At 59.9% G+C, this 11,187-nt stretch carries 15 protein-coding genes and 2 pseudogenes; 14 read left to right on the plus strand and 3 right to left on the minus strand.

The features are described from left to right. Nucleotides 1–107 precede the first annotated feature (107 nt). From CC207_RS25465 to CC207_RS25505, 9 genes are all read left to right on the plus strand, one after another. Complete coding sequence (locus tag CC207_RS25465) at nucleotides 108–1,148, plus strand: baseplate J/gp47 family protein (protein ID WP_088852990.1); 1,041 nt, start codon at nucleotides 108–110, stop codon at nucleotides 1,146–1,148. Continuing rightward, nucleotides 1,139–1,735: a YmfQ family protein gene (locus CC207_RS25470; RefSeq protein WP_088852991.1), complete on the plus strand. Its 597-nt coding sequence runs from the start codon at nucleotides 1,139–1,141 to the stop codon at nucleotides 1,733–1,735. The genes CC207_RS25465 and CC207_RS25470 overlap by 10 nt, the downstream gene beginning before the upstream one ends. Nucleotides 1,736–1,741: 6 nt before the next feature. After that, the gene (locus CC207_RS25475) at nucleotides 1,742–3,268 is read left to right on the plus strand and encodes a hypothetical protein (RefSeq protein WP_088852992.1); all 1,527 of its coding nucleotides are present in this window, start codon (nucleotides 1,742–1,744) and stop codon (nucleotides 3,266–3,268) included. Between the two features lie 9 nt (nucleotides 3,269–3,277). Continuing rightward, entirely contained in the window at nucleotides 3,278–3,505 is a 228-nt protein-coding gene (locus tag CC207_RS25480; protein ID WP_088852993.1) for a hypothetical protein, read from the plus strand. Beyond that, a complete protein-coding gene (locus CC207_RS25485) occupies nucleotides 3,502–3,741 on the plus strand; it encodes a hypothetical protein (protein ID WP_088852994.1) in 240 nt (79 codons plus the stop codon). The genes CC207_RS25480 and CC207_RS25485 overlap by 4 nt, the downstream gene beginning before the upstream one ends. A gap of 83 nt (nucleotides 3,742–3,824) precedes the next feature. Continuing rightward, the gene (locus tag CC207_RS25490; protein WP_088852995.1) at nucleotides 3,825–4,247 is read left to right on the plus strand and encodes a structural protein; all 423 of its coding nucleotides are present in this window, start codon (nucleotides 3,825–3,827) and stop codon (nucleotides 4,245–4,247) included. Continuing rightward, nucleotides 4,244–4,750: a DUF2514 domain-containing protein gene (locus CC207_RS25495; protein WP_088852996.1), complete on the plus strand. Its 507-nt coding sequence runs from the start codon at nucleotides 4,244–4,246 to the stop codon at nucleotides 4,748–4,750. Before CC207_RS25490 ends, CC207_RS25495 begins: the two co-directional genes overlap by 4 nt. Nucleotides 4,751–4,820: 70 nt before the next feature. Continuing rightward, on the plus strand, nucleotides 4,821–5,195 hold the full coding sequence (locus CC207_RS25500) for a hypothetical protein (RefSeq protein WP_256582358.1): 375 nt from the start codon (nucleotides 4,821–4,823) through the stop codon (nucleotides 5,193–5,195). 78 nt (nucleotides 5,196–5,273) lie between these two features. Next, entirely contained in the window at nucleotides 5,274–5,462 is a 189-nt protein-coding gene (locus tag CC207_RS25505; RefSeq protein ID WP_088852997.1) for a hypothetical protein, read from the plus strand. A gap of 949 nt (nucleotides 5,463–6,411) precedes the next feature. Here CC207_RS25505 and CC207_RS25515 read toward each other — a convergent pair. Next, a pseudogene (locus tag CC207_RS25515) lies at nucleotides 6,412–7,352 on the minus strand (tyrosine-type recombinase/integrase). 319 nt (nucleotides 7,353–7,671) lie between these two features. Here CC207_RS25515 and CC207_RS25525 point away from each other — a divergent pair. Further along, a complete protein-coding gene (locus CC207_RS25525; protein ID WP_082750395.1) occupies nucleotides 7,672–8,196 on the plus strand; it encodes an arsinothricin resistance N-acetyltransferase ArsN1 family A in 525 nt (174 codons plus the stop codon). On the opposite strand, the pseudogene CC207_RS25530 reads toward CC207_RS25525, so the two are convergent. Continuing rightward, a pseudogene (locus CC207_RS25530) lies at nucleotides 8,171–9,214 on the minus strand (flavin-containing monooxygenase); the annotation flags it as partial. The gene CC207_RS25525 and the pseudogene CC207_RS25530 sit on opposite strands and share 26 nt — an antisense overlap. Before the next feature lie 44 nt (nucleotides 9,215–9,258). Continuing rightward, the gene (locus CC207_RS25535; RefSeq protein ID WP_028692330.1) at nucleotides 9,259–9,597 is read right to left on the minus strand and encodes a helix-turn-helix transcriptional regulator; all 339 of its coding nucleotides are present in this window, start codon (nucleotides 9,595–9,597) and stop codon (nucleotides 9,259–9,261) included. A gap of 116 nt (nucleotides 9,598–9,713) precedes the next feature. On the opposite strand from CC207_RS25535, the gene CC207_RS25540 reads away from it, so the two are divergent. The 4 genes from CC207_RS25540 to CC207_RS28100 form a co-directional block, all read left to right on the plus strand. Further along, a complete protein-coding gene (locus CC207_RS25540; protein ID WP_088852999.1) occupies nucleotides 9,714–10,127 on the plus strand; it encodes an arsenate reductase ArsC in 414 nt (137 codons plus the stop codon). A gap of 8 nt (nucleotides 10,128–10,135) precedes the next feature. After that, nucleotides 10,136–10,492 (plus strand): metalloregulator ArsR/SmtB family transcription factor, encoded by a 357-nt coding sequence (locus CC207_RS25545; RefSeq protein ID WP_028692329.1) that lies wholly within the window; start codon nucleotides 10,136–10,138, stop codon nucleotides 10,490–10,492. Between the two features lie 20 nt (nucleotides 10,493–10,512). Further along, nucleotides 10,513–10,983: an arsenate reductase ArsC gene (locus CC207_RS25550; RefSeq protein ID WP_088853000.1), complete on the plus strand. Its 471-nt coding sequence runs from the start codon at nucleotides 10,513–10,515 to the stop codon at nucleotides 10,981–10,983. Between the two features lie 18 nt (nucleotides 10,984–11,001). Further along, the coding region (locus tag CC207_RS28100) for an arsenic resistance protein (protein WP_371916517.1) at nucleotides 11,002–11,187 on the plus strand (186 nt) is incomplete at its 3' end.

The raw sequence follows: 11,187 nt of genomic DNA on the forward strand, positions 1-11,187 counted from the left end.
GGTAACGGCGTCGCGCAAGGTCGACCGCCTCGACATGCAGGTGCGGGTCGGCCTGCGCGACGGCCCGGTGATCGATGTTCAACTAGACAACCTGTGGCAGGTGATCAATGCCGTTTGAAATCCCAACATTGCCCGCCCTGGTGGCCAGGGCGCAGGCCGATTTGGCCGGCGGTAGCGCCCTGGTCCGCTCCGACGCCGAGGTACTGGCCCGGGTGCTGGGCGCGGCGTCATCCGGCCGCTACGGCCATCAGCGCTACATTGCCGACCAGATCCTACCGGACACGGCCGACGACGAAACCCTGCTGCGCATGGCCCAAGCGCGACTTAAGCGCGGCCGTCTGGAGGCCGTGAAGGCGAGCGGGGCGGCCACCTTCACCGGCGCCGCCTCGGCGCTGCTCGATGCCGGCACGTTGCTGCAGCGCGATGACCAGGTGCTGTTCAGGGTGCGGGCCTCGGTCAAGCTGAGCAGTACCGAAGGCGTCGCCCAGGTCGAGGCCCTGGAGCCGGGCGAGCTGGGCAACACGCCCGCCGGCACCCCGCTGCGCGTGGTGTCGCCGGTGCTGGGCGTCAATGACACGTTCACCGTGGCAGCGCCGGGCCTGACCGGTGGCACGGAGCAAGAGAGTATCGAGGCGCTGCGCGCTCGGGTGATTCGTTCGTACCGCGTCATTGCCCACGGCGGCAGCAAGAGCGATTACGAAACCTGGGCGCTGGAGGTCGCCGGGGTGACCCGGGCCTGGGTGGTGCGGCGCTGGGTGGGGCCGGGTACGGTGGGGCTGTTCTTCGTGCGCGATGGCGATATCGACATCATCCCCAACGCCGAGGCCCTGGCGACCGTGGCCGCCTACATCGAGCAGGAGCGGCCCGTCACGGCCGAGGTGTACGTGCTGCCGCCGGCAGAGAAGTCGGTGCAATACCAGCTGTCAGTCACCCCGGATAGCAGCGCGGTCCGCCGCGCCGTGGAAGCCGCCCTGGTGGACCTGCACAACCGTGAATCGGAGCTGGGCGCCACGCTGCTGGCCACCCACATTGCCGAGGCTATCAGCGGCGCCACGGGTGAGCGCGATCACAAGGTCATCAGTCCCGCAGGCGATGTGCAGGCGGCCCCTAATGAGCTGCTGACCTATGGGGGTGTGCTGTGGTCGTGAGGACGGAGCAGGACTATTACGCGCAGTTGTGCGCTCTGCTGCCGCCGGGACCGGCATGGGATCGTGAATTCAACCCCGGCGTTGACCTGGTGCTGCAGGCGGCGGCCCAGGAACTGGCCACCGAGGACCGCCGCGCTGCCGACCTACTGGCCGAGAGCGACCCCGCCACGGTGCGCGAGCTGGTCCCGGATTGGGAGCGGGTCATGTACCTGCCTGACCCCTGCATGGGCGACTCACCGGCGTTTGCCGATCGGCAATTGGCCGTGCGCCGCCGGCTGCTGGAAGTCGGCGGGCAGACGCCGGCCTACTTCGTGGAGCTGGCTTTCTCGCTGGGCTACCGCAATGCCCGCGTGGTCGAGCACCGGGCGCCGCGCTTCGGTCGGTCGCGCTTCGGCTCGGCCCGCTTCGGCACCTGGGGCGCGCAATTCATGTGGACCCTGGAGACGGGGCCGCGCCTGGCCCAAGGCAGCCGCTTCGGATTCAGCCATTGGGGCCAGACCTTCGGCGGTGCCGCCAACGGCGCGCTGGAGTGCCTGGTCAGCCGCGCCGCCCCGGCGCACACCCTTGAAACCATTACCTACGGATAACGCGATATGGACTACCCGAAACGCATTCCCAATGTCGGCCTGGTCGGCGGCAAGTTCGTGGACGAAAACGTCAGCACGGGCCTGCCGGGCTCGCTGATCCCGTCCGCCTGGGGCAACGCAGTCACCGATGAGCTGTTGGCTGTGATCAAGGCCGCCGGCCTTGTGCCGAGTGAAGACAACAACGCGCAGCTGCTGCAGGCAATTCAGGGCCTTGCTGCCAGTGACATCAAGCGCGCCGTGCGTGTGGCGACTACGGGGCCAATTGCCCTGTCCGGCCTGCAGACGATTGACGGCGTGGCCCTGGTGGCTGGTGACCGGGTGCTGGTGAAGGATCAGGCCAACGCCGCGCAGAACTGGATCTACACGGCGTCCGCCAATGCATGGTCACGGGCGTTGGATGCGAACGAAGACGCTGAATGCACCCCGGGTCACCTGATCATCGTCCAGGCCGGCACCGCATACGCCGGCACCCTGTGGCAGCTGGCCAACACGCTGCCGCCGCAGGTCGGTACCACGGCGCTGACCTTCGCCATGACCAGCGGGCGAACCGGAGTAGCCGCCGGCACTTATCGGCAGGTGACGACGGATGCATTCGGACGTGTTACAGCGGGCGCGAACCCTACAACGCTTGCCGGCTTCGGCATTCTCGATGCCTATACCAGGTCATGGATTGATGCTAACAAGGCGTCCCTGGTCAGTCCGGCGTTTTCCGGAACGCCGACCGCAGAGACCGCTAACCTGGGGGCAAGAACCTCCCAGCTGGCCAACTGTCTGTTCGTGGCCAACACGGTTGATAAGGCCGTTGCGGAGCTAGTTAACGCGCTGGCAAAGAAGGCCGACAACGCCAGCATGCTTGTGGAGTTGGGAAAACGGTTATTGATCGATGCCGTGAGCCAGCAGCGGCCGCGCCTGTCTTCGCCAAGTAACGCTGTGGACTGGAGCGCATCTGCGTTAGAGATTCGAGAGGCGCAGCAGGTGGCCGAGTCGTCGCCGGCTGAGACGGGCGACCAATGGGCACCTGCTATAGCGTTTCACTGGGCTGGAAGAATCGGTGGAAAGCTGGCCATGGATGCTACCGGTGTCCTGAAATGGGAGGGGCGCCCCCTTGCAACGCTTGATAGCCCTGTATTCACCGGCGCCCCCCGAACAGACACCGCGCCATACGGCGATGAGACGGGGCGGCTTGCTAACACTAAATTCGTGCAGGGCGCGGTAAGAGGGCAGGCGGTCAAGGCGGCCAAAGCCTGGGTTGTTTTCAACGGCACCGGGGTAGTCGCTATTCGCGATAGTTTTAATGTCAGTTCAGTTATTGATAATGGCGTGGGCGATTACACGGTTAACTTTGCTGTGCCGGTGCCTAATTCAAACTACGCCGTTGCTGCTAGCGGCTCCAACGGAGATTCGCCTATTACGGGTATCAACTGTGTCAAAGCTTATGCCCGAACAAACACGGGATTCAAGATTGGCACTACAAGTGCTTCAGAAGGGCGCTCAGACTTCCTTTCTGTTGATGCTGTGATTTTTTCGAACTAGGAATCAGTTATGGAAAAAAGAATCTTATTCCAACCAAAGGGCGCAGCAGTCCATGTGCTGATTCCCCTCGCATGTGAACTGACACTGAAGCAAATCGGCGAGAAAGACGTGCCGGAAGGACTGCCCTTCTGGATTGTCGATGCCGACATTGTGCCCGCTGATCGCGCTTTCCGTGCTGCCTGGGAGTTGGATCCAGATAGCATGGGGCCGGCAAGTGGGAAAGGGGGTAAAAAGTGATCACGATAAACCGAGAGAAGGCCGAAGCTATTGTGCGTGACCGGCTTCGCCAAGAGCGTGACCCAAAGCTTGCCGAGTTGGACATTGCTTATGTAAGGGCGCTGGAGGCAGGGGCAGATACGACCTTAATTGCAGAGCAGAAGAAGGCTTTGCGCGAAGTTCCAGATTGTGATTTGAGTGGACTTACGTTCACTGAGCTGGCAACACTCACCCTTGATCAAGCTCTTGGATTGTAGATTTACCTGCTATTTCCGCTGCTCAAGCGGCAAACCCCATGAAGCCCCGCACAGTCGGGGCTTTTTCTTGCCTGGAGAAAACCATGACTCAATTGCTTCCTCGCGGCGTGCGCAATCGCAACCCGGGAAACATCGATTTCAACCCTGCCAACAACTGGGTTGGCCAGATCGGTAAAGAGCCCGGCGGCCGATTCTGCATCTTCGACACGCCGGAGAATGGCATTCGTGCGCTCGGCAAGCTGTTGCAGACCTACTACAACAAGCACGGCCTGCGCACTGTGGCGGCGATCATCAAACGCTGGGCGCCGGAGATAGAGAACGACACCGATGCTTATATCCGCACCGTGGCGCAGCGCTGTGGCCTTGCCCCGAGCGATCCGATCAAGGACATCAAAAAGCAGCAGGTCCTGGGTGGCCTGGTGTACGCGATCATCAAGCACGAGAACGCGAACTACGAGTACCCACCGGACGTATTCGCGGAAGGCCTGCGGAGGGCCTTAGCGTGAATATCTGGGGCGTGCGGGTGGTCGCACTGCTAGGGGTAGTCGGGTCGTATTGGCTCGTCTACCAGCACGGTCGATCTGTGGAGCGTGCCGAGGCCACGGCGGCATCAGCGCAGCGGGACAGTGGCGATCGCCTGGCTGAGGTGCTGGGCGAGCGCGGTGAGCGGACAAAGGAGCAACAGCGCGCCGACGCGCAGGAGGAGGTGAGGGCACATGCTCAGAAACAACGAACGATCGCTGAGGGTGCTGCTGCTCGGGTTGATGCTGCTGGCCAGCGGCTGCGCGATGAAGCCGGCAAACTCGCTGCCGCCGTTGGTTGCCCCGGCCAGGATCCCGCCTTTGCCGCTCGAAGCGAGGCAGCCCGCCGCGCCGCCATGGTGCTCTCCGACCTGCTCAACAGGTCTGTCGAAACGAATCGAGAGCTGGCGGCAGCGTTTGACCGCGCCAGAATAGCTGGGCTTGCCTGTGAGAAATCCTATAATGCGCTGGTTAAGCCGCCAGGATAGACCTCGGTCGTTCGAGGTAGGTGTGGAGGAGTAAGTATTTTGCTCTGCTCAGGTCTAAAGGACGTAGTCGATGCGTAGTTTGTTCATGTGTGCTGCACTGTTTTTGTCAACCGTTGCTCAAGGTTCGAATTTCGAAATGGACAGTGCAAAGCCGCAGATACTGAAAGTGGAACGTTGTTCGAACGCTGCGTTTATTGCTGTATCCATTTTGGAAGACAGTGATGATGGAGTTAAACAACATCTCGCATTAACGGGCGCTTTGGAGGGGCTGAGCAAAGGTAAGCTGGGAGAGGCAACACCTACTGCGCTGGAACTGAAGGTCACCCATCAGTATGCCTATCGAGAGTCTATTGGTATGCCCAGGCCCTTCGGCAAGCGTGAACATGACTGGTTGATCGCCCAAGCGGCAGGGGGATGTGTCATGTGGATGCCGCTCGAGGGCTAGAGGCTCAGGGCTTGATGCACCATAGCGCGATCAGCAAGTTTCGGCAGGAGAAATGTCGTGAAACGAACCATCGAAGGAATGATTGAGGCGGGTGAGCCGCTTATCCGTGAGGCCATTGAGGCTTTGCGTGCCTACCATAACGCTCAGGACGCTGGAGGTTCGGTAGAAGAGATCGAGCGCTTACGGCTTATCGCGGAATCCTCATTCCAAGCGGTGACCGATTATCAGCTTTACACCTTGGGTCACCAGCCACTTTCCCGCCATTGAGCTTCGTTGCGCTCAACAGGGCATCGGGCTGTTATGGCCCGCGTGTCATTTACCCGCAGCGATGGGCAGGACTGCTTGTTTTAGCCGGCCGATGGCTTAAGGCAACCTAATCAGTATTGTTGCGAATCGTTCCGATTTCTGTGCTTGAAATAATTCCTTACAACTAGACCTTGGTATTATTTCTTTTTGCAGAAAAAACCGGATGAGCGGTAGTAAGCCCCAATTTCTTGCTCGGCGGACATTATGTAATCTCGCCGACATTTAGCGCTAGGCTTCGCGGGGGCTTTGGGGTGGTAGAGCAAGAGCAAAATCTGGTCATTGCTGACTGGACGTGTAGGTACCTTGGTGCGGGTGTGCTAAGAGAGTCAGAATATGATCAAGCCATAGCAGTAGCCCAGCGTCTTCAGCATTCCGGCTTGGTAAGCTCAACTGAGTGGATTGCAATGGTTCGCCAGGCTAATGCAGCGCTGCTGATGTGCGCTGAAGGCGACTGGATTTAGCCGGTTTCGTCTTATCGAGAAAAGAAAAGCCCGCAGGGAAGCGCGGGCGAACGTAGGAGATCGGATGAGCGTTTACTGTGCAGGATTTGACGTGAAAAAAGTGTGAAGGCAAAAAGGCCTGATTCTCCTCTGGTTTCCTAGAGCTTCTAAAATCGGTTCCAAAACTGAAATTACGACCCTTGGGCTATGCGGCCTGTAGCCGAGCCACCTCGGGTTAGTTCTGGAATCGATTTTTACGTTGACGCCTTGATAAATGGGCACTTATGGTACGGTCTTGAAAACCGTCGATGGGCAACTATCCTAGGGTTCGAATCCCTACGCTTCCGCCATACAAAAGCCCCTAAATTCGGGGCTTTTCGTGTTTCTGGGGTATGCGTTCACGCCAGATTATTCCCGCATGTGTTCCGCATCTTTTTAGTGGTGTTCCGCAACTTGGCTTGTTTAACCCATCACCGGGTGGGTTTTACAACCTCGCCAACGCGGCGGTAAACCACCTCTATTATGCGCTTGTCGGTGTGACCGAGCAGCCTGCTTGCATGGGCCACGTCCTCGATTTCGCTGGCGGCCTTCGGGCGAATGTCGCGGAACTGGAATTGGCTGATCCGGCCCGCAAGCACCTGGTCTCCGGCTGCTACAGCCTCCTTCACCGCTTGCTCTCGTGCATCGTCCCAGCGGTGTTGTAGCATTGCGGCTGTCACCCGTTTGCCTGCCTCGGTGAGTATCAAGTAGGGCGAGCCATGAGCCTCGTTGCGTTTCAAGATCTTTTCGATCAGGACGCCCATCCCGCTGGCCAATCCGTCCACCTCTAGCATGATCCGCAGCTTCTTGTGGGTCTTCTTCTGTTTGACGCCGAGGGCTTTGTCCTTGATGTCATCCTTCCCGATCACCAGCACGTCCGCAGGACGCTGACCTGTCAAATACGCCAAGTCCATGGCGACCCTCACATCATCAACCGCCTTCGCATATACCGCACTCCAGACCGCGTCATTGGCGTAGAAATCTCGCGGCGTCTCCTTGTTTTTACGCACACCTTGGCAAGGGTTCTCCTTCGTGGTGAGCCCCACTCTCGGGCCAGGTTGTAGACGTGGGAGTGAAGTGCGATCTCCCGATTTGCCCTCACGGGCGCTGACCTGGCATCCCGGTACTGTGCGACTAGGACCGGCGTTTTTGCGTCAATCGGCGCCTCGTCGAAGAAGGGGCGAAGCTGGCGGAGCTCTGCCAGATTGTCCTTTGGTGTTCGTTCTGCCTTCTCGGGGATTACGTCGCGTTGGTACCTATCGAAGATCGCTTTCATTAGCAGCAAATCAAGAGGCTTGTCTTTCGCTTCCAGCTCAGCCCATTTTTGACGCCGGGGGCGACAGGGCAAATGACCCTCTACGGTTCGGGACATCAAACAGCGGCATCTCAATCCTCCCCCGTTGCTTCGCCTTGCGAAAAGCTTCGTAGAAGGCGGGCGATTTTCTGCGCCGCACATCGCTACGGAAATGGGCTTGGGAGTGCATCGAGGGAGAGCAAGTCGAACAGTTTCCCCCGTCGATTTGTTGGTTGCGGACATCCCTAAAAAGTGCTGATTGCTCGGCGAGTCGCCGCCGAAATGTGAAAATCCCCATGCCCGCGTTGTACAGTGCTGGTACGCCGGGGGGTGAATAGGCAGTTGCCGAAAGAAAAATGCAGTCCTTTAACCACTAGTTCCCGCGAAAGGAAGTCAGATGCACATCCGCCTTGCTCAACTCAGCGATGTCCAGGCCATTGCCGAGATCTACAACCAGGGGATCGAAGACCGCAGCTCTACGTTCGAGACCCTGCCACGCACCGCCATGGATGTGCAGCCCTGGGTGGCCGACATGTCTCGCCATCCGGTGCTGGTCGTCGAGGTCGACGGCGCGGTAGTGGCGTGGGCAAACCTGAGCAGCTACCGCGCGCGTTCGTGCTACGCCGGCATCGCCGACTTCTCGATCTATCTGCACCGTGACGTCCGCGGACGTGGCATCGGCAAGGCACTGCTCAAAGCATTGCTCGGTGAGGCTGAGGCACGTGGCTTCTGGAAAGTCCTCTCACGCATTTTCACCTTCAACGAGGCGAGCCTCGCGCTCTGTCAGTCCTGCGGTTTCAGGACGGTTGGCGTCTATGAGAAGCACGCTTGTCTTGAAGGCCGTTGGCTGGACTGCGCGATCGTTGAACGGGTGTTTCCGTCGAACCAACCCGGTCCAGATGGCGAAGCAACTGCGGCATGAGATAGCCCGCATCAGCCCCTACACCCCTGAGGGTTGCCGAGGCGAAGTTCCTTTGCTTGGGTAACCCGACGAAGCACAGGCCGGGCACCTGATTTGCCACGCCGTTTCGCTGCAGGACACGCCCTTGCCGGTCGGCGACTGGAAGCTGTGCCAGAAACTCCAGGTTCGGCCGGAAGCCGGTGGCGAAGATCAGCGCGTCGGCCTGGTGGATGGTTCCATCCGGCCAGACAACGCCGTCGGGCAACACCTCCTGGAACATGGCTTTGCACTGGAACCGGCCGGTACGTAAGGCCTGCCGGTACTTGCCGGTATCCAGCACGGGCGTGCTCTGGTCACTCAACCACCGCGTGTGCTCCAACCGGGTGAGTTTCAGCCAGGCATGAAAATCGAGCCCCAGGATCCGCTGGGGGAAGAAGCGGATCTTCTCGCGGGTCGCCAGCACTACCTGCGCAACGCCGGCAAGCTCATAGGCAATTTGAACCGCCGAGTTCGCCGCGCCGACCACGACGACGCGCTGGCCGGCAAAGGCCTCAGGCGTTCGATACGCCGAGCTGTGCAGGCAGGTACCTGAAAAGCTTTCCAGGTCAGGGATGTCAGGCGTGCTTGGACGGCTGAAGCCCCCTGATGCCACGACCACCGCACGCGCCGTGAAGGTCGATCCGTTGGCAGCGCGAACTTCGAATGCCTTGTCCTTCTGCACGACGTCCAGCACTCGGGTGCCGCCCTCAAAGGGCAGTTGAAACTCGGCGGCGTATGCCTCCAGGTACTGCACCACTTCGTCTCGCAGCGGGTAGCCCTGGGGATCGCCGGGAAACACCATCCCCGGTAGCGCTGAATACTCTGCCGGGGAGAACAGTTGCAGGCTGTCGTAGTAGTTACGCCAGTTTCCACCCGGGCGCGTCTGCTCATCCAGGATGAGAAAGTCCAAGCCCTGTTGCTGCAAATGCCAGCCAAGCGCCAAACCCGCTTGCCCACCACCGATGACGATCACATCCACCGCGCGACTCGATTTATTCATATATGCGCACTCATGCATATATCAGGACAAAAAAAGGGCACGAGCTACGGGCAGCACAGCGAAACCAGACCCTTGGTTCGCTGGAGCAGCCCCTCAAGGCGCTCGACGATCGCCCCACCATTCACTTCGTAGAACACCTGCCTGCCCACCTTGGTGGCTTTCACGATCTGGGCATCGTGCAGCACCTGCAGATGCCTGGAGACCACCGAGCGCTCCTGCGGCAGTTCTTTAGCGATTTCGCCGACATCCGCCCGGCCCAGCAGGAGCACGCGCTTGAACACCGCGACCCTGGAGGGCTCGCAGAGTGCTTTGAAGAAGGCTTCGTCCAGCGACTCGATGGCAGCGTCGATGGCTTGGGTGCGGAGGTTCTGGTTGGTCGTCATGCCGCCAATATATGTGCACGAATATGCACATGTAAAGCCACCCATCATCGGAGGGGTTGCGATACATTCGAAAAAGCGTATATTCGAAAAACCATATACACGCAGAGCACCTCGTGATGACTGGCAAGATCCGCGTCCTGTTTGTTTGCACCGCAAACGCTGCTCGCTCCCAGCTCGCCGAAGCATTGCTCCGACACACAGACCCTGTGCGCTTTGAAGCATTCAGCGCCGGTACTCAGCCTGGCGAAGTAGATCCGCGTACCTTCGCGGCGCTTGAGCACCTCGGTATCGATGCCAGCGACCTGCGCAGCAAGTCCATCGATGAGTTCGCCGACGAGCGCTTCGACTCCGTCATCACCCTTTGCGACAAGGCGGCGCTGGAATGCCAGTTACTGCCGGCATTGGGCGAGCGCTTGGCGTGGCACTTCGAAGATCCGGTCACCAGCGACAAACACGATGCCTTCCGCCATACGCTTCACGAGATCCATGAGCGCATCAAGATGTTCGTCCTCGTGAAAACCCAACACTGAGAATCGTTATGACTGATCCACTGACCCCTACCAAGGTTTTCAAATGCCTCGCCGACGAGAACCGCATTCGGATGATGTTGCTGATCGCCCGCGAGGAAGAGCTCTGCGTCTGTGAGCTGACCTGTGCGCTGGAGGAAAGCCAGCCCAAGGTTTCCCGCCACCTGGCGCAGCTGCGCACGTGTGACCTGCTGGCAGACCGCCGCCAGGGCCAATGGGTTTACTACCGGCTACATCCGGAGCTGCCCGCCTGGGTACGCGAGATCCTGAAAACGACGCTGGAGGCCAATAGCGAGTGGCTGAACAGCAGTTCCACTCGACTGGACGCCATGGGTGACCGCCCACAGCGCGTCGCCACCTGCTGCTGATCACTGCCGAGCGAAAATCGATGAGAGTTCTGTTCCTCTGCACCGCCAATAGCTGCCGCAGCATCCTGTCAGAAGCCGTGTTCAACCACCTGGCCCCGGCCGGTATGAAGGCCTACAGCGCCGGCAGCCAGCCCAAGGGCGAGATACATCCGCTGTCCATCTCCGCGCTGCAGCGTGCCGGTATTTCCACCGATGGCCTCAGCAGCAAATCCAGCGATGCACACGCCGAGCTGGCACCGGACTTCGTCATCACTGTCTGCGACAAGGCCGCCGGCGAAGCCTGTCCTGTGTTCTTCGGGCCGGCAGTAAAAGCCCATTGGGGGCTTTCCGATCCATCGGACCTGCAGGGTAGCGCCGCCAAATTGGATGCGGCTTTCGACACCACGCTTGAGCAGATCGAGCGACGTATCACGGCATTCCTTGCACTGCCTTTTGAACAACTGAATGCCGGGCAGCTCAAGGTCGAGCTGGCCCGCATCGGAACGCTCTGACGTTTAGGGAGATCCACCATGAGCAAAAGCCGACTTTCCTTCCTTGACCGTTACCTGACGGTCTGGATCTTTCTGGCCATGGGCCTCGGTATCGCCCTGGGCAGCTTGCTCCAGGGATTGCCCGCGTGGCTGAACAGCCTGTCGGTAGGCTCGACAAACATCCCCATCGCGATTGGCCTCATCGTCATGATGTACCCGCCGCTG

The organism is Pseudomonas sp. DrBHI1, from assembly GCF_002205115.1.
GTDB lineage: Bacteria > Pseudomonadota > Gammaproteobacteria > Pseudomonadales > Pseudomonadaceae > Aquipseudomonas > Aquipseudomonas mosselii.

What these genes read in the sequence shown, in the direction of transcription:
- CC207_RS25480 (WP_088852993.1), top strand. Translation starts at nt 3,278, where the DNA reads ATGGAAAAAAGAATCTTATTCCAACCAAAGGGCGCAGCAGTCCATGTG.
- CC207_RS25465 (WP_088852990.1), top strand. Translation starts at nt 108, where the DNA reads ATGCCGTTTGAAATCCCAACATTGCCCGCCCTGGTGGCCAGGGCGCAG.
- CC207_RS25490 (WP_088852995.1), top strand. Translation starts at nt 3,825, where the DNA reads ATGACTCAATTGCTTCCTCGCGGCGTGCGCAATCGCAACCCGGGAAAC.
- CC207_RS25545 (WP_028692329.1), top strand. Translation starts at nt 10,136, where the DNA reads ATGACTGATCCACTGACCCCTACCAAGGTTTTCAAATGCCTCGCCGAC.
- CC207_RS25540 (WP_088852999.1), top strand. Translation starts at nt 9,714, where the DNA reads ATGACTGGCAAGATCCGCGTCCTGTTTGTTTGCACCGCAAACGCTGCT.
- CC207_RS25475 (WP_088852992.1), top strand. Translation starts at nt 1,742, where the DNA reads ATGGACTACCCGAAACGCATTCCCAATGTCGGCCTGGTCGGCGGCAAG.
- CC207_RS25505 (WP_088852997.1), top strand. Translation starts at nt 5,274, where the DNA reads ATGATTGAGGCGGGTGAGCCGCTTATCCGTGAGGCCATTGAGGCTTTG.
- CC207_RS25535 (WP_028692330.1), bottom strand. Translation starts at nt 9,597, where the DNA reads ATGACGACCAACCAGAACCTCCGCACCCAAGCCATCGACGCTGCCATC.
- CC207_RS25500 (WP_256582358.1), top strand. Translation starts at nt 4,821, where the DNA reads ATGCGTAGTTTGTTCATGTGTGCTGCACTGTTTTTGTCAACCGTTGCT.
- CC207_RS25550 (WP_088853000.1), top strand. Translation starts at nt 10,513, where the DNA reads ATGAGAGTTCTGTTCCTCTGCACCGCCAATAGCTGCCGCAGCATCCTG.
- CC207_RS25525 (WP_082750395.1), top strand. Translation starts at nt 7,672, where the DNA reads ATGCACATCCGCCTTGCTCAACTCAGCGATGTCCAGGCCATTGCCGAG.